The sequence below is a fragment of the Streptomyces sp. NPDC102278 genome, from assembly GCF_044766345.1.
Classification (GTDB): domain Bacteria; phylum Actinomycetota; class Actinomycetes; order Streptomycetales; family Streptomycetaceae; genus Streptomyces.
In genome coordinates this window covers 93,185-109,001 of record NZ_JBIWLV010000002.1, presented here as the reverse complement: position 1 = coordinate 109,001, position 15,817 = coordinate 93,185, and the positions used below count along the sequence as shown (strand labels likewise).

General features: G+C 71.0%; 15 protein-coding genes. 8 read left to right on the top strand and 7 right to left on the bottom strand.

From position 1 onward, the window contains the following. Positions 1-13: 13 nt before the first annotated feature. Positions 14-1,351, bottom strand: coding sequence for a family 2 encapsulin nanocompartment cargo protein terpene cyclase (locus ACIRO3_RS05275; protein WP_404132643.1), 1,338 nt, complete (start codon positions 1,349-1,351; stop codon positions 14-16). 64 nt (positions 1,352-1,415) lie between these two features. Then, complete coding sequence (locus ACIRO3_RS05270) at positions 1,416-2,825, bottom strand: family 2B encapsulin nanocompartment shell protein (RefSeq protein ID WP_365997014.1); 1,410 nt, start codon at positions 2,823-2,825, stop codon at positions 1,416-1,418. Between the two features lie 784 nt (positions 2,826-3,609). Here ACIRO3_RS05270 and ACIRO3_RS05265 point away from each other — a divergent pair. Genes ACIRO3_RS05265 through ACIRO3_RS05255 form a run of 3 tightly spaced genes read left to right on the top strand, consistent with a single transcriptional unit; the run spans position 3,610 to position 7,159 of the window. Beyond that, complete coding sequence (locus tag ACIRO3_RS05265; protein ID WP_404132639.1) at positions 3,610-5,286, top strand: FAD-dependent oxidoreductase; 1,677 nt, start codon at positions 3,610-3,612, stop codon at positions 5,284-5,286. Further along, positions 5,283-6,800, top strand: coding sequence for an ATP-binding protein (locus ACIRO3_RS05260; protein ID WP_404132636.1), 1,518 nt, complete (start codon positions 5,283-5,285; stop codon positions 6,798-6,800). Before ACIRO3_RS05265 ends, ACIRO3_RS05260 begins: the two co-directional genes overlap by 4 nt. Further along, positions 6,797-7,159: a UBP-type zinc finger domain-containing protein gene (locus ACIRO3_RS05255; protein WP_404132633.1), complete on the top strand. Its 363-nt coding sequence runs from the start codon at positions 6,797-6,799 to the stop codon at positions 7,157-7,159. The genes ACIRO3_RS05260 and ACIRO3_RS05255 overlap by 4 nt, the downstream gene beginning before the upstream one ends. Positions 7,160-7,265: 106 nt before the next feature. On the opposite strand, the gene ACIRO3_RS05250 is transcribed toward ACIRO3_RS05255, so the two are convergent. From ACIRO3_RS05250 to ACIRO3_RS05240, 3 genes are all read right to left on the bottom strand, one after another. Beyond that, the gene (locus ACIRO3_RS05250; RefSeq protein WP_361782519.1) at positions 7,266-7,538 is read right to left on the bottom strand and encodes a hypothetical protein; all 273 of its coding nucleotides are present in this window, start codon (positions 7,536-7,538) and stop codon (positions 7,266-7,268) included. Positions 7,539-7,756: 218 nt separating this feature from the next. Next, entirely contained in the window at positions 7,757-8,374 is a 618-nt protein-coding gene (locus ACIRO3_RS05245; RefSeq protein WP_404132630.1) for a TOPRIM nucleotidyl transferase/hydrolase domain-containing protein, read from the bottom strand. Between the two features lie 82 nt (positions 8,375-8,456). Next, complete coding sequence (locus ACIRO3_RS05240; RefSeq protein WP_404132627.1) at positions 8,457-9,263, bottom strand: GNAT family N-acetyltransferase; 807 nt, start codon at positions 9,261-9,263, stop codon at positions 8,457-8,459. Positions 9,264-9,570: 307 nt separating this feature from the next. Here ACIRO3_RS05240 and ACIRO3_RS05235 point away from each other — a divergent pair, with 307 nt between their 5' ends. Then, positions 9,571-10,698, top strand: a complete 1,128-nt coding sequence (locus tag ACIRO3_RS05235) for a glutamate--cysteine ligase (protein WP_365997019.1) — start codon at positions 9,571-9,573, stop codon at positions 10,696-10,698. Between the two features lie 152 nt (positions 10,699-10,850). Next, positions 10,851-11,123 (top strand): hypothetical protein, encoded by a 273-nt coding sequence (locus tag ACIRO3_RS05230; RefSeq protein ID WP_361974768.1) that lies wholly within the window; start codon positions 10,851-10,853, stop codon positions 11,121-11,123. Between the two features lie 223 nt (positions 11,124-11,346). Here ACIRO3_RS05230 and ACIRO3_RS05225 read toward each other — a convergent pair whose 3' ends face one another. Further along, a complete protein-coding gene (locus tag ACIRO3_RS05225; RefSeq protein WP_329447589.1) occupies positions 11,347-11,586 on the bottom strand; it encodes a hypothetical protein in 240 nt (79 codons plus the stop codon). 531 nt (positions 11,587-12,117) lie between these two features. Further along, a complete protein-coding gene (locus ACIRO3_RS05220) occupies positions 12,118-12,654 on the bottom strand; it encodes an NUDIX hydrolase family protein (RefSeq protein WP_351752739.1) in 537 nt (178 codons plus the stop codon). Between the two features lie 408 nt (positions 12,655-13,062). Between ACIRO3_RS05220 and ACIRO3_RS05215 the strand changes: the two genes are divergently transcribed. The 3 genes from ACIRO3_RS05215 (at position 13,063) to ACIRO3_RS05205 (ending at position 15,564) form a co-directional block, all read left to right on the top strand. Further along, positions 13,063-13,638 carry a ribosome-inactivating family protein gene (locus ACIRO3_RS05215; protein WP_404132622.1) on the top strand — a complete coding sequence of 192 codons (576 nt, stop codon included), beginning with the start codon at positions 13,063-13,065 and terminating at the stop codon, positions 13,636-13,638. A 337-nt stretch (positions 13,639-13,975) separates the two neighbouring features. After that, entirely contained in the window at positions 13,976-14,806 is an 831-nt protein-coding gene (locus tag ACIRO3_RS05210; RefSeq protein ID WP_404132619.1) for a hypothetical protein, read from the top strand. Further along, positions 14,803-15,564 carry a class F sortase gene (locus ACIRO3_RS05205; RefSeq protein ID WP_404132616.1) on the top strand — a complete coding sequence of 254 codons (762 nt, stop codon included), beginning with the start codon at positions 14,803-14,805 and terminating at the stop codon, positions 15,562-15,564. Before ACIRO3_RS05210 ends, ACIRO3_RS05205 begins: the two co-directional genes overlap by 4 nt. The last annotated feature ends 253 nt before the right edge of the window (positions 15,565-15,817 follow it).

Below are 15,817 nucleotides of genomic sequence, written 5' to 3'. Positions count from 1 at the left end.
GGTGGATCCGTCCTTACCAGAAGTCGGGCAGGCTGTAGCGGTAGGTGTTGGTCTGGTGCCAGTAGTGGTTGCCGTCGACCCAGGCGGCCACGCCCCGCAGGAAGCGCAGCAGGCCGGGATCGGGCAGTTGCGCGGCGAGGTCGGCGGCCGCGCCCTCGAAGGAGCGCATGAGGTCGTTGTGGACCTCGACCGCCTTCAAGTAGGCGTCTCGCGCCGACAGGTTCTCGCGCTCGGCGATCACCACGGGGAGGTTCAAGTGGAGGCCCGGGGCGGCGAGTTCCTTGGTGTACGAGTACAAGTCGTTGACGATGGTGGTGGCGTTGCCGGCGAGCGCGATGATCCGTTGCAGGGCCGGCTGCGCGTGCAGGTCCGCCGGGAGTTCGTAGCCGCCCACGGTGTCGGTGATGGTGGGGCAGGGGCGGAAGTTGTTGAACTGCCGCATCGCCAGGTACTCCCACACCTCCGGGACGTAATCCGTCTGGGCCCACGCGGCCTCGGCGAGGTACCCGAGGTGGAGCCGGGCCATGTCGTGCCGGTACCGGTCGGCCTGGGAGGGGCTCGCCTCCCGCACGAAGTACTCCATGGCCGAGCGGTAACCGCGCCGCGGGGCGTCGCAATGGAGCGACTCCGCCCACGCCGGCTGGTACTCCGGCGTCGTGTGGAGGGGATCGAGAGCGGTGTGCGCCAGCAGGAGGCGTCCGCCGAGGCCGACGGGAGAGCCCCCGTGGTCCTCGCAGTAGCAGTCGTCGAGGGCGTTCTCGGCGGCCATCAGCCGGGTCGCGATCATCACGTGGTCGACGGTCGGCGCGTCCGGGTGACAGGCGACCATGTACCGGCCGAGCGAGAAGCCGTCGAACTGGTCCTCCCAGTCAGCGGGGAACAGCTCGACCTCGTCCACCGCCCACGCCTTGATCCTGCGCCCGACCTCCTCGACCCGCACCGGGTCGGGTTCCGGTACCGGGTGGTAGAGGAGACCGGGGATCGGATGGCCCGCGGGGGCCGACTCGGAAGGCGCGGACGCCTCCTCGCCGCGCGTCGGATACAGCCCCGCCGTGCCCAGGCCGCTGGGCCCGCGAAGGATGCGCCGCAGAGCCGGTGTGGGTTCGGGTACGGCGACGGGCACGGTTGCGGGCACGGCGACCTCGGCCGGCGCCGGGAGGGGTGGCAGGGTGGGGGCCGAGAACGGTGCGGGCGCCGAGGGGAGGGGACGGGCCGAAGGAGCGGGCGCCGACGGGAGGGCGGGCCGGCCGCCGCCGAAGGCCTCGATGCCCCGGCCGTGACCGTGGGTCCCGAAGTGGACCGCGGCGGCGGGCAGGCTCGACTGCCGGGGGGAAGGCCCGGGCTCGGGCATCCGAAGCTCCTTGGGTTCCTGGTGAGGTGGTGGGTCGTTCCGGTTCCCGGGCACGGTCGACGACCTATCCGTGCCTGCGGGCGATCTGTACGTTCTCCAGCACGCCCAGCGCGTCGGGCACCAGGATGGCGGCGGAGTAGTAGGTGCTCACCAGGTACGAGATGATCGACCGCTCGTCGATTCCCATGAAGCGCACCGACAGGCCCGGCTCGTACTCCTCCGGCAGACCGGTCTGGTGCAGACCGATGACGCCCTGCTTGTCCTCACCGGTTCGCATCACGAGGATCGAGGTGGTGTTCTCCTTGCTGATGGGGATCTTGCTGCACGGCAGGATGGGGACCCCGCGCCAGGCCGGTACCTGCTGCCCGCCGAGGTCGACGTGATCCGGATACAGCCCGCGCGCGTTGAACTCGCGCCCGATCGCGGCGATGGCCTTCGGGTGGGCGAGGAAGAACTTCGATCCGCGGCGGCGGCACAGCAACTCGTCGAGGTCGTCCGGGGTGGCGGGACCGGAATGGGTCTGGATCCGCTGCTTGAACGCGGCGTTGTGCAGCAGACCGAACTCGCGGTTGTTGATCAACTCGTGTTCCTGGCGCTCCCGCAGCGCCTCGATGACCAGCCTGAGCTGCTCCTCGGTCTGGTTCATCGGCTCGTTGTAGAGGTCGGCGACCCTGGTGTGGACCCGCAGGACGGTCTGGGCGATGGAGAGCTCGTACTCGCGCGGGTTGAGTTCGTAGTCGACGAAGGCGCCGGGCAGTTCGGCTTCGCCGGTGTGGCCGGCCGACATCGCGATCTCGGCCTCGCCGTGCCGGTTCTGCCGTTGGAGGGGGAGGGACGCGAACCGCTGTACGTGCGACTGGAGTTGTGGTGCCGTGGCCAGCACGGCGTCGAAGTCCGCGCGCGACAGGGTGAGCAGGGTGCCGGCCGTCTCGGCGGTCGCGGTGTGTTCCCAGCGGGCGTCGGCGTCCAACAAGGCGTGCTCGCCGAACCGGTCGCCGTCGGCAAGCACGGCCAGGGCGACCTCGTCACCGTACTTCCCCACGGAGGTCTGGCCGACCCGACCATGGGCGATCAGGTGGATCTGTTCCGCCGGGGTGCCGCGCTCGACCAACACCTCACCGGCGCGGAAGTCCCGCTGGACACAACGGCCGGCGAGCGCGGTCAGCACGTCCACGTCGTCGAAGTCGCGCAGCAGGGCGAGTTCGCCGAGCTCGCGGGGGATCACCCGGACGTGAGCCCCGTCCTGGACGAATTCGATGCGCCCGTCGCCGACGGTGTAGCTCAGCCGGCGGTTCACCCGATACGTGCCGCCCTTGGTCTCCACCCAGGGGAGCATCCTCAGCAGCCACCGGGAGGTGATCTCCTGCATCTGAGGGGCGGACTTGGTCGTGGTGGCAAGGTTGCGGGCAGCCGCCGTACCCAGGCTGCTCTGCCGGGGTTCCGACTGTGTCTCGGGGCTCGTGTCCACGGTCATCGGGCAGGTTCTCCTTCGGAAGGGCGGTGCGTCGGCGCACGTCCACGGCACCGGTGAAAGAAGAAAAGGGGGGGCGAATATGTGGGCAATCCACCCGGATCCCTGAGCACGTTAACGGCCGGTGCACCCGATCGGTCCCCGAAAGCAGGCGGTGTTACCTCGATGCGGTGATCTGTCCCGTAGCGGTGTTTGGGGCTCCCACCCGTGGTGTTTCGGCCCGGAGACGAGGTCCGGAGCGGGACCGGCGGAGGACGCCGAGAAGCGCCGCGCCGGCCCGGCGGGCCCTTCGCGGGACGGGTGTCACGGAGCAATCTCGACCGACGGCGCGGCGGGTGGGAGATGCCGCTGCCGGCTCGGTCCGCCCAGGTCAACGCCGCGCGGCGCGTCCCGTGCGCCGGACACGGAGCCAGCCGCCGCCGCCCGGGCGGGTCGACGCCGGCCGGACGATCCGGCCCCGTACGCGGAGGCCGTGTACCGGTCGGCGCCGTGCAGGCGGTCGCCCCCGGAAGCACCGGGTTTTCGGCCAGACCGGGGCCGGCGCACCCGTACGAGGCCGGACGCACGTGGCCCGCGCACCCGCACGAGGCCGGACACACGTGTGACGGAGCGCGACCGGCCGGAGCCCGGGACGCCCCCCCCCGCTTGACCGTGGGCGACCCCATGTGTACCGGGAGTGCACAGTCCACGGCGTCCCGGGGCGACCCCGGACGATCGAACATACGATGGGCGAGAACCGGCGCGGGCGGCTTGCCGTGCCCCTGGTACTCGGGGTGGAAGAGGACGTATGGCAGAGGTCGCCGAGACGGCGCGGACCGTCATCCTGACCGTGGACGACGACCCGGGAGTGTCCCGCGCCATCGCCCGTGACCTCAGGCGCCGCTACGGCGCCACCTACCGGATCGTGCGTGCCGAGTCCGGTGGGTCCGCCCTGGACGCGCTGCGCGAGCTGAAGCTGCGCGGCGACCTGGTGGCCGTGATCCTGGCCGACTACCGCATGCCGCAGATGAACGGCATCGAGTTCCTCGAACAGGCCCTGAGCGTGTACCCGGGCGCGCGGCGCGTGCTGTTGACCGCGTACGCCGACACCAATGCGGCGATCGACGCGATCAACGTCGTGGACCTCGACCACTACCTGCTCAAGCCGTGGGACCCGCCCGAAGAGAAGCTCTACCCGGTCATCGACGACCTGCTGGTGGCCTGGCGCTCCAGCGACCACAAGCCGGTGCCCGCCACCAAGGTGATCGGGCACCGTTGGTCGGCGCGCTCCTCCGACATAAGGGAGTTCCTCGCCCGCAACCAGGTTCCGTACCGCTGGTACTCCTCCGACGAGCCCGAGGGGCGGCGGTTGCTGGAGGCGGCCGGGGCCGACGGGCAGCGACTGCCGCTGGTGGTGACTCCGGACGGCGCCGTGCTGATCGAGCCGCAGGCGGCCGAGCTGGCCGCCCGAGTGGGACTCGCGACGACACCGGCCGCGGACTTCTACGACCTCGTCGTGATCGGCGGGGGACCGGCCGGGCTGGGCTCGGCCGTGTACGGGGCCTCCGAAGGGCTGCGGACGGTACTGGTCGAGCGATCCGCGACCGGCGGGCAGGCCGGACAGAGCTCCCGCATCGAGAACTACCTCGGTTTCCCGGACGGCGTGTCGGGCGCGCAACTCACGGAACGCGCCCGCCGCCAGGCCGGCAGGTTCGGCGCCGAGATCCTCACCGCGCGCGAGGTCACGGGCCTGGAGGTCCAGGGTTCGGCGCGCGTCGTCCGTTTCTCCGACGGTTCGGCGGTCGCGGCGCACAGCGTCATCCTGGCGACCGGCGTCTCGTACCGGCAGCTCACGGCGCCGGGCTGCGACGACCTGACCGGGTGCGGGGTCTACTACGGCTCCTCGCTCACCGAGGCCGCCTCCTGCCTGGAACAGGACGTGTACATCGTCGGCGGCGCCAACTCCGCCGGGCAGGCGGCCATGTACCTGGCACGGGGCGCGAAGTCGGTGACGCTGCTGGTGCGCGGGGAGTCCCTGACGGCGTCGATGTCGTACTACCTGATCCAGCAGATCGAAGAGGCGCCGAACATCACGGTGCGCACCCGGACGGTCGTCGAGGCCGCGCACGGTGACGGACACCTGGAGCAGCTGACGCTCCGGGACGTGGACAGCGGCGCGACCGAACTCGTCGACGCGCAGTGGATGTTCGTCTTCATCGGTGCGGCTCCGCTGACCGACTGGCTGGACGGCACGGTGCTGCGCGACGAGCGCGGGTTCATCCTGGCCGGACCGGACCTCACGCCGGACGGACGACCGCCGGCCGAGTGGGAACTGGACCGACCGCCCTACCACCTGGAGACCAACGTTCCCGGCGTCTTCGTGGCGGGCGACGCGCGCGCCCGGTCCGCGAAGCGCGTCGCGTCCGCCGTCGGAGAGGGAGCCATGGCCGTGATGCTCGTCCACCGGTACCTGGAGCAGTCATGAGCGGGCAGGCCATGCCCTGCGGCCCGCAGGAGATCGCTTCGCTGTTCCTGTTCGAGAAGCTGTCCCCGGAGCAACTCGGACGGCTGTGCCGAGAGGGAGGGGTGGAGCGGTTCGAGGCCGGCCCCGTGTACACCGAGGGCGACCCGGCGACCTGCTTCTACGTGATGATCGAGGGCACCGTCGTGCTGTCCCGCCGGGTCGGCGGCGACGACGTCGAGGTGAGCCGCACCTCCCAGCGCGGCGTCTACTCGGGAGCCATGCAGGCCTATCTGGGCGACCGGGTGCCGCAGACGTACAACAACTCGATGCGCGTGACGGAGCCGACCCGGTTCTTCGTGCTGCCCGCACAGTCGTTCGCGGACGTCATGCGGGAGTGGTTCCCGATGGCCGCCCACCTGCTGGAGGGGCTCTTCTTCGGCTCGAAGAACACCCAGCGCGCCATCGGGCAGCGCGAACGGCTGCTCGCGCTCGGCTCGCTGTCCGCCGGACTCACCCACGAACTCAACAACCCGGCCGCGGCCGCCGTCCGGGCCACCGCGACGCTGCGCGAACGGGTGGGCAAGATGCGCCACAAGCTCGCGGTCATCGCCCAGGGACCCTACTCCCGCGAGGCCCTCGCCGACCTGATCGAGATCCAGGACCGCACCGCCGAACGTGTCGCCAAGGCGCCGGTGTTGAGCCCCCTGGAGGCATCCGACCGCGAGGACGAACTCGCCGACTGGCTCGACGACCACGGCATCCCGGAGGGCTGGCGGATCGCACCGACCTTCGTACAGGCCGGGCTCGACATCGACTGGTTGGAACAGGTCGCGGCAACCGTGGCCGAGGACGTGTTGCCCGGGGCCATCGGCTGGCTCAACTACACGGTCGAGACAGAGTTGTTGTTGGACGAGATCGACGACTCCACCACCCGCATCTCCCACCTCGTGGACGCCGCCAAGCAGTACTCCCAGCTCGACCGCGCGCCGCACCGGGTCGTCGACGTGCACGAACTCCTCGACAGCACCCTGCTGATGCTGTCAGGAAAGATCGGTTCCCGGGTCCGGGTGGTCAAGGAGTACGACCGCTCCGTGCCGGACGTGCCCGCCTACCCGGCGGAACTCAACCAGGTGTGGACCAACCTCGTCGACAACGCCGTCTTCGCCATCGGGAGCACCGGGCGCGACGGCACGCTGACGGTCCGCACGGCACGCGAGGGGGACCGGTTGCTGGTCGAGTTCCGCGATACCGGGCCGGGCATCCCCGCGGACATCCGCAGCCGCATCTTCGACCCCTTCTTCACCACCAAACCGGTCGGTGAGGGCACCGGTCTCGGTCTGGACATCTCCTGGCGGATCGTCGTCAGCAAGCACCACGGAAGCCTCCACGTCGAGTCCGAACCGGGTGACACCCGCTTCCAGGTGCTGCTGCCCCTGACCGCCCCGGAGGCCGAGACCGAAGTCGAGACCGTAGCCGGGACCGAGGCCGGATCCGACACCGACACCGACACCGAGACCACAGAGGAGTCCGCATGACCGGAACAAGCGGAATCGACGGAATCGACCCGAGCGCCCCGCCCTCCGGCACCGGCTGTGTCGAGTGCGACGCGGCCGGCGGCTGGTGGGTCCACCTGCGGCGCTGCGCCCAGTGCGGCCACATCGGCTGCTGCGACTCCTCACCCGCCCGGCACGCCACCGCCCACTGGAAGTCCACCGGTCATCCCGTGGTGCAGAGCTTCGAGCCGGGTGAGGAGTGGTACTGGGACTACGCCAAGAACGCCCTGTACGAGTCCGGGCCCGAGCTGACGCCGCCGGGCGACCACCCGGCGGACCAGCCGGCGCCGGGCCCGGCCGGTCGGGTCCCGCAGGACTGGCAGAGCCTGCTGCACGACTGAACGGCCCTCGGTGACCGCACGGTCCCGCGCGGGACCGTGCGGCCCCGCACACACCCTCGTGTGCGGGGCCGAACGAGCCCGGGCCGTACAGGGAGTCGCGGAAGACCTACTCGGGGGCCACCCGGCAGGCGGAGACCGCGGTTCCGTTGGTGACGCCGCCTCCGGTCAGGCCGGAGACGCACTGTGCGTGGTCGCCCGTCAATCCGACGTAACACGCCATCCGGACCGAGTCCGGGGCCTCGCCGCCCTGGAGCTCCCGCTCGACCTGGTTGATGCAGGCCGTGACGTCCGCGTGGGCGGCGGGGGCGATGAGGCCCGCTCCGCCGAGCGCGAGGGTCAGGCCGGTGAGGACACCTGCGATTCGGGTCGACGCGCGCATGGGACGCACCTGCTCTCCGAGATGATCGCGCGGCCCGGGGCCTGGAGGTCCCGGATCCGTGTGGGAACGGTGCCGAGCGCAAGCGGCCGACGTGCGGCCATTGGGTCCGGGCTCCCGCACCGGACCGGCCCGGCAGGGCCTTCCCTCCCCTTTCGACGCTAGAGCAGCCCCCTGGGACGCGCATCCGCTGGGTTGGTCGGCCCGCTGGCGCGCTTCGGTCACAGGCTCCCGAGGAGGTCGTCGAGCGGGGCCGGCGCCCCTTCGGGGTCGAGAGCCTCGACGAGGAGGCGTCCGTAGCGGATCTTGCGGCCCTTCTTCGTGCCGAGGAAGCGACGCAACTGCCGGTGCCGGGGTCGATCGTGCTGTGCGGGTTGGTGCAGGAAGGTCTGCCAGGCGCGCAGGTCGCCTTCGGCCCGCACGATCTCCTCCACCCGTGCCGTGCCCAGCGCGCGGATGAGTTCCTCCTCGAGGTCCGCCACACACACGAAGAAGCCTTGCCGCGGCGCCCCGGCCCGCTCCAACCCACGCTCGTAGAAGGGCTGTTCGCGTTCGTCGCACAATCCCGTCAGGCGCAGGCCCAGGCCGGGTGGTCCGAGGAGTCCGGCGTGGCGCCCCACGCTCATCGCCCCGCCCATCGACACCACGCCCACTCCCTCCGCGGTGAGGTCCCGGCCGCGTCGTTCGGCCAGCGCCTCGACGGCCACGAGGTCGCTCGGGCCCTCCAGCAGTACCGCCGTCCGCAGCCCCAGGAGCTCCGCGAGATCGCCCGCCGGCTTGCCGGGACCGCCGTTCGCCCAGTCACCGACCGCGTTCCGGAACGCCTGTATGTCCGCCATGGAGCGAGTCTGCTCCTTTGCCGACGGCAGGGCACGCGATATTCCTCGGCCCCGCCCGCGTCGGTCGTTCCCCGCTCGGACGTCAGACGGTCTCCGCCGTTTCGGCACGCGCCGTGAACGTGGCCTCCGCGAACTCGGTGACCTCGGAGAAGCCGAGCCTGCGGTAGAGCCCGACGGCCGTGGCGTTGTCCGCACGGACGTTCAGTCCCACGTGGTCCACCGTCGATCCCAGCCGCCGACACAGGGCGGCGACGCACGCCCCGCCCGCGCCCTGCCCGCGCACCTCGGGGTGCGTGGCGACGTTGCCGATCGCGGCGACCCGGTACGTGGCCGAGTGGACGTGGACGCCCGCGACCGCGACCAGGCGCCCGTCCTGCCGGGCGCCCAGGTACTGACCGGTGTCGAGCATCCGGTGGTCGAACCAGTTGCCCGGGTACGCCTGCTCGAACAGGGCGAGCAACTCCGGCAGGTCGCTCCGGTCCAGCGGAGCGGGCCGCCACGGACCTTCCGGGTGCCGAGCGGCCCGGTCGGGATCCGTGAGCGCCATGCGCACCAGGGTGCCGTGGGGCCGTACCTCGTACGCCGCCTCCAGCACCTTGCCGGCGGCTCCCGTGAGGTGTCCGAAAAAGCGACGGGGGAGGACCGGCAGCAGCGCATCGGTCAGCTCCTCCAGCCGGGCGTCCTCCTCGGGACGGGCGAAGGCGAGCACGGTCGGGATGTCGCCGACGGAGTACACCAACGCGACCGGGCCGTCCTGTGACACCGTGTACCAGCTGGTGTGCGGCCACAACAGGTCGTCGAGGTCCCCGAGTTCCATCAGGTGCATCGCCGGGTCGCGCCGGAAACGGTCGGCCAGGGCGGATCGGTCGTGGAGATTGCGCAGGGTCACCCGCCCAGCCTACGGCGACCTCCTGGCCCGGCCCCCGCCAGGGCCCCCGTCGGGCCGGGCGCGGGTCGTCCCCCCCCTGTCGTCACCCGACCACGTGTCGTCACCCGTCCACGGCCGGGAAGTCCGCGGACTCCGTCACGGCGGTCCGCGGCCCCCACGCGCCGGTGAGCACGCACGACTGCTCCATGACGGTGAACGTCGTGGGCGGCGGACGGGACATCCGGGTGGGTGTCGGGGCGGTCCGCATGGCCGGGGGCGGTCTGGGGAAGGCGGGGCCCATCTGATCGACGATGTGATGGGTGAAGGCATGCGAAGTGTGGGCGTGGAAGAGGAACTGCTCCTGGTGGACGCCACCAGCGGTGTTCCACTGGCCCTGTCGGGGCACGTCCTGGAGGCGGCGGACCGGTCTTTCGGGCAGCGCCCGAAGGACGACTGGGAGCAGGGCCACACCTTCGAGCGGGAGCTCGCCAAAGAGCAGGTCGAGTTCGCCACCAAGCCGGTCACGGACATGGGCGAACTGGCACGCGAGATCGGCCGGTGGCGCCGGGAGGCCGCGCGGCACGCGGAAGGCGTGGGTGCGGTCGTGGCCGCCCTGGGTACTTCGCCACTGCCGATCGAGCCGTCGTTGAACACCGGCCGCCGCTACCAGTGGGTGGCGGAGCAGTTCGGGCTGACGGCCCAGGAGCAGCTGACCTGCGGTTGTCACATCCACGTGTCGGTGGAGTCCGATGAGGAGGGCGTCGCGGTGCTCGACCGGATGCGCCCCTGGCTGGCCGTCCTGACCGCGCTCAGCGCGAACTCCCCCTTCTGGCAGGGGCAGGACACCGGGTACGGGAGCTACCGGAGCCGAGTGTGGAACAGGCTGCCGTCCGCCGGTCCGGTGGACCTCTTCGGCTCGGCCGAGGGCTATCGCCGGCAGGTCCGGGCCATGGTCGACAGCGGTGTCCTCCACGACGAGGGCATGATCTGGTTCGACGCCCGGCTGTCGGCGGCCTATCCCACCGTCGAGGTGAGGGCCGCGGACGTATGTCTCGACGCGTCGACCCCGGTCCTGCTGGCCGCTCTCGTACGGGGCCTCGTCGAAACGGAAGCCCGCTCCTGGCGCTCGGGGCGGCCCCCGGCCCCGGTCAGTACGAGCCTGCTGCGGCTCGCGGCATGGCAGGCGGGGCGCTCGGGCCTGGAGGGCGCCCTGCTGCATCCGGCGACCATGCAGAAGACCTCGCCCGAGGAGGCGGTCGACGCCCTCTACCAGCACGTGCGTGAGGCGCTCCGTGACCACGGGGACGACGCGCTGGTGACCGAGGGCCTTGCCGTCCTGCTCCGGGAAGGGAACGGCGCCCGCGTGCAGCGCGAGCTCCTGCGCGCCGGAGGGGACCTCGCCGGGGTCGTCACCCGCTGCGCGGAGATCTCCGTCGAGACCGCCGTCACGGCCTGAGCGACCCCGGAGCCCCCATCTGCCCCAGCACCTGTGACGCGTCCGACGCCCCCTCGTGCGCCACACGGGTGCGTGCGCGAGGTTGCACCGGGAGTTCGTGGGATCAGCGTGTTAAAGATATGGAGGAATCAGCAGAAAACAGGAGGTATGTGATGATGCGTGCACGTCTTCTCCGCATGGCGGCTGTCGCGGGTACCGCTGCGGTCCTGACCCTCGGCGGAGCCGCCATGGCCGCCGCCGACGGAGGTGTCGGCAACGCGGGCATCGGCAACTCGGGTGTGGGCAACGCCGGCATCGGCAACTGGGGCGTGGGCAACGCCGGCATCGTGAACTCGGGCATCGGCAGCGCCGGTATCGACAACTCGGGCATCGGCAGCGCGGGCATCGGCAACTCCGGTATCGGCAGCGCGGGCATCGGCAACTAGCGCCACCCGCACCCCCGCCGTGACCGGTCGCCGTCTCGACGGACGGACCGGGGCGGGGGCGCCGATCCCGAAGCGAGATCGGGTCGGCCGCCACTGGCTCCCGCACCGGCCCAGTCGCTGGGCCGGTGCGGGAACCCCGTCCACGGGGGATGGCCGACCACGGCCTGCCGATGCGAGGCGCGCGTGGCGCCGTGGACCGCCAGACCGGGTCTGTCATGCCTGGTCAGCAGTCGTCGCCGTAACCTCCGCCCCATCCGCCCCAGTCGTCATCGTCGTCGTACCAGCCGTGGTTGTACCCGTGGTCGTCATCGTCGTCCCAGCCGCCACCGTGGCTCACCGAGGTGACGGAGTGGGTGGGGGCTGCCGCCGAGGCCGTACCGGCTGCCCCGAGGGCGGCGCCACCGGCCATCAGAACGCCGGCTGCCGAAATGGCGAAGAGCCGCTTCACTCTCAGTCCTTGCATGGTGGTTTTCCCCTTCTCTTGTGTGCCACTCACGGCGACACGGAGCCGAATGCCGTCGCGCGCGGAGGATGCGCGCGGCTCGCGCAGATGGCCACATGAATGCGATGGCGTCCCCACTGTCAACGCGTCCTCATCGGGTCGCGGATCTTTTGGACCGGGGCGCTTGATCAAGCCTCGCGCTGTGGCGCACCACTGTGGGTCGAGAATGCTCCCCGCAGTTGCGGCTCTCATCAACAAAGGCTAGTCACACGCCGGCGACTCGGCATCTTGTCGGCGAACGGGTCGGCATCCGCGCAGCTCAAAGCCGTGTCGGCTGGGCCTGGAAGGCGGAGGCTCCAGGAGACGGGGCCCGCGATCCCGGAGCGCCGGGGGCGCCCGGGCCCCTTCCGGGCACTGGTGGCGCGTCCACTTGCCACAGCGGGGGAGCCGTACGACGGGATGATGGCCGGGGACTTTGTCGCGCCCGCGGCGAACCGGGGGCGCGCACCGGCACAACTCGGCGGCTGACGGCGGACGATGGGAGCCGATCCCTCAGTAGACGAGCCCCACGTGCGCGAGCGCCTGCTTCAGCAGTACTTCGTGCCCGCCCGGCATCTCGCTCTGCACGGCCTGCGAGGCCGCCTCCCGAGGGCTGAACCAGACCAGGTCCAGCGCGTCCTGCCGGGGTCGGCAGTCGCCGGCCACCGGCACGATGTAGGCGAGGGACACCGCGTGCTGGCGCGGGTCGTGGTACGAGGTGACACCGGCCGTCGGGAAGTACTCGGCGACGGTGAAGGGCTGCGGCGAGGCGGGGACGCGGGGCAGGGCCACCGGGCCGAGGTCCTTCTCCAGGTGGCGCAGCAACGCGTCGCGGACCCGCTCGTGGTGCAGGACGCGACCGGACACCAGGGTCCGGCTGACCGTTCCGTCCGGACCGATGCGCAGCAGCAGTCCGATGCTGGTGACTTCGCCGCTGTCGTCCACGCGCACGGGCACGGCGTCCACGTACAGGATCGGCATGCGCGCGCGAGCCGTCTCCAGTTCGTCCGCGGTCAGCCAGCCGGGCGTGGTCTCGGTCGTGTCAGACATTGCTCGATCATACGTCGCGGGTGGAGCGCGCAGGGCAAGTGGGCGCGTCCGGCCCTTCGCACCCGCCGTCGGCGATCGCGGGTGGCCTCATCGGCCACCGCCGCTCGCCGCGTGCCGGCCTCATCGGCCACCGTCGCCCGGCCACCCGTCGACGTGGGATCACGCGATGAGTTTTTGGCATCAGAGGCCAAGTATTGGCACCGCCGTGTCACGAACGACTACAAAGGACCGGACTGAACCAGGCCCGGCGACGCGGATGATTCCAGCCGTCGACGACCGGGATTGCGTCGAAGGCGGTGGATGTTTCGTGCGTGAGTGCGGCAGGATCGAACCGATTGCGGTCGACTTCCCTTCGGGGAATCCGAGTTTCGGTGCCGCGACCTGATGTGTGCCGCCATGTTGAAACCCGTGTCGTTCTCCGTGGAGAGCGCATCGGTGGATGCCTACCGCCTCCTCGCCTTGACCATTCGGTCCCGAGCGGCGAAGGCGGATGGATTCACCAGGCGGGCGGGGCACGGCGAAGGGAGGATGCGTTACCTCCCCGTGCGCATTCAGCTGAGAGGCTTGTTCATCGAGCTCTACCTCGAACTCCGGGCACAGAACGCGGGACTTCGCATCGTCGGATTCCGCAATACATACGAGAACGGTCAGGCCCCGCCCGAAGGGCATTTCCGTCACGTGCGCGACTCGGTCGCGCCACCCGGCATCCGCCGAGCGGAAGCCCTGCCGTTCGGCGGAGGGCGTTCGGCTCTGGAGGCGGCGGCGGACGTGCAGCGAACCGGCCTCGCCCTGGGGCGCCGCCCCATGAACAACGCGGTCGTCTGGCTGCACCGGAACCGGGAGCCGAGGCGCACCGCCCACGGGATCCTGGTGCTCTCGGAAATGCTGTGCGAGGCCGCGGGCTCCCCGGTCGTGGCGGACGAGATGTCACGCATCTGGATGATCGGTGGGCCGCTTTCGGCCGCGCCGAGGGCGGTCGCATAGCAGCGGTCGCACCACAGCGGACGGCGCGTTTCCCACAGCGCACGCCGTGGGACGGCGCGAGACGCCTCGCGACGCCTTCGGGTGTTCCCGCACTCATGGCAGAAGCGCACGCCCCGTCATTCCTACGCGGAGGAAACGCGGTGTCGCCGGATCCGATTTCCAGAGACCTTTTCGCTGGTCGGGGTGCGGACCGCCGAACTTTCGAAAGATTCTTCAACCAAGCACCAATCCAAGGGCGTTGGGGCCCCGAAGAAGCAGCGAGACCCTTTCCGGGGGATCATTCCATCCCCGTACGATCTGCGATTCCCCTACGGGAATACACGGAGCAGGAGCGAATGTGATAGTCAAGCGAACCGGTCGCCTCGTGGTGCTCGCCACCGTGCCCGCCGCCGTCTTCCTGACCCTGGGGCTCTCCGGCCCGGCTCTTGCGCAGGGCGGTAAGGCGTACCAGATCGACCTGGCACAGCTGAACGAGTCCGGTTCCCGAGGCACCGTCATGCTCAGCCTCAAGGGCAACCAACTCACCGTGCGGATAGAGTCCGAGGGCATGGTGCCCGGGCAGCCGTCGGCCCAACACCTGCACGGATCCACCAAGGGGCACGACTTCCACTGCCCGGACGCCAGTGACGACACCGACGGCGACGGAATCCTCAGCAACACCGAGGCCACCGTGGACTACGGCGACATCAACATCTCGCTCACCACGTCCGGGGACACCAAGGCGACCAGTGGTCTCGCGGTGGAGCGCATGCCCGTCGCCGACAACCTGGGCAAGCTCTCCTACAACCGGACGATCACCGTCGGGCAGGACGTGGTCGACCACATCAAGGACCTGCACGTCGTGCAGCACGGCATCGACCGCAACAACGACGACAAGTACGACTTCGACGGGGCCGGCAAGAGCGAGCTCGACCCGAAGTTGCCCCAGGAGGCGACGGCCCCGACCAACTGCGGAGAGGTCAAGGGCGCGTCCGTGGGGGCCATTCCGGTCGGCGGCATCGAAACCGGCGGCGGCGCCCCGCAGCACGCGGCGGCGCCGACCACGACGATGACCGGTGCGGCGCTCGCCGCGGCCGCGGCGATGGCCGGTGCGGCGGTCATCAAGCGCAGGCGCACCGCCCCGGTCCCGGTCCCGGTCCGTACGGAGAACACCGGGAAGGCCGCGTGAAGCCCGCCGAGGTCCGCGTACCCGCCACGGCCACCGCGCGGCGTCGCCGCCGCAGGACCGCGGTCCCCCTGGCCGCCGCCGCGCTCGCCACCCTGTTCCTCGCTGGGTGTGGCGGCGGGGACACGGCGGCGCCCCCGGCCCCCGCGGGGCAGGCCCAGCAGGGTCAGGCCCCGCAGGGCGGGGCTCCGGCCGGAGCCGCCGTCGGAGGCGCGCCGTCCGGGAAGCCCTCTTCCGGCGGCCACCCCACGACGCCCGCGGGCGGGACGCAGCACGGTACGGGTGCGGCCGGGGCCAAACCCGCCCTCGCGCGCTCGGAGCCGCAGAAGATCACGATCCCGTCCCTGGGCCTCTCCAGTTCCCTGGAGACGCTCCGTCAGAAGGCGGACGGGACCATGGAGACCCCCAAGGACCCCGACCTCGCGGGCTGGTACGAGCCCGGTCCGACCCCCGGCTCCCAAGGGCCGGCCGTGATCGCCGGCCACGTCACCTGGAACGGCGCGTCGGCCGTGTTCGAGAAGCTGAAGACGATGAAGGCCGGTGACACCATCAAGGTGGCCCGGCGGGACAACAAGACGGTCACGTTCAAGGTGGACCGGGTCGCCGAGTACCCGAAGGCCAAGTTCCCCACGGTCGAGGTCTACAAGAACCTCGACCACGCGGGCCTTCGACTGGTCACCTGCGGCGGTGACTTCGATCCCAAGAAGCACTACTACGACAGCAACGTGGTCGTGTTCGCCAGCATGGCGGGCACCGCGTAGCCGGGAACGGGCGAGCCACGGAGGGGGCCCGCCGGCCGCGGGACCGCCCCGTGGCCGGCGGAACCTCCGAAGGGTGGCCCAGGGGTACTTCACGCACAGCGTGCTCTCCCCGAGGTGACGGGTGCGCCGGCGGGCGGCGTCGGCGAGGCGGCGGGTCACCGCGGGCAACGGGCAGAGCATCAGATGGCCGGCGAGCAGCGTGCCGCCAGGGCGCAGCAGCCGGTACGGGTCCTCCACGACCCGGTTTGCCGAG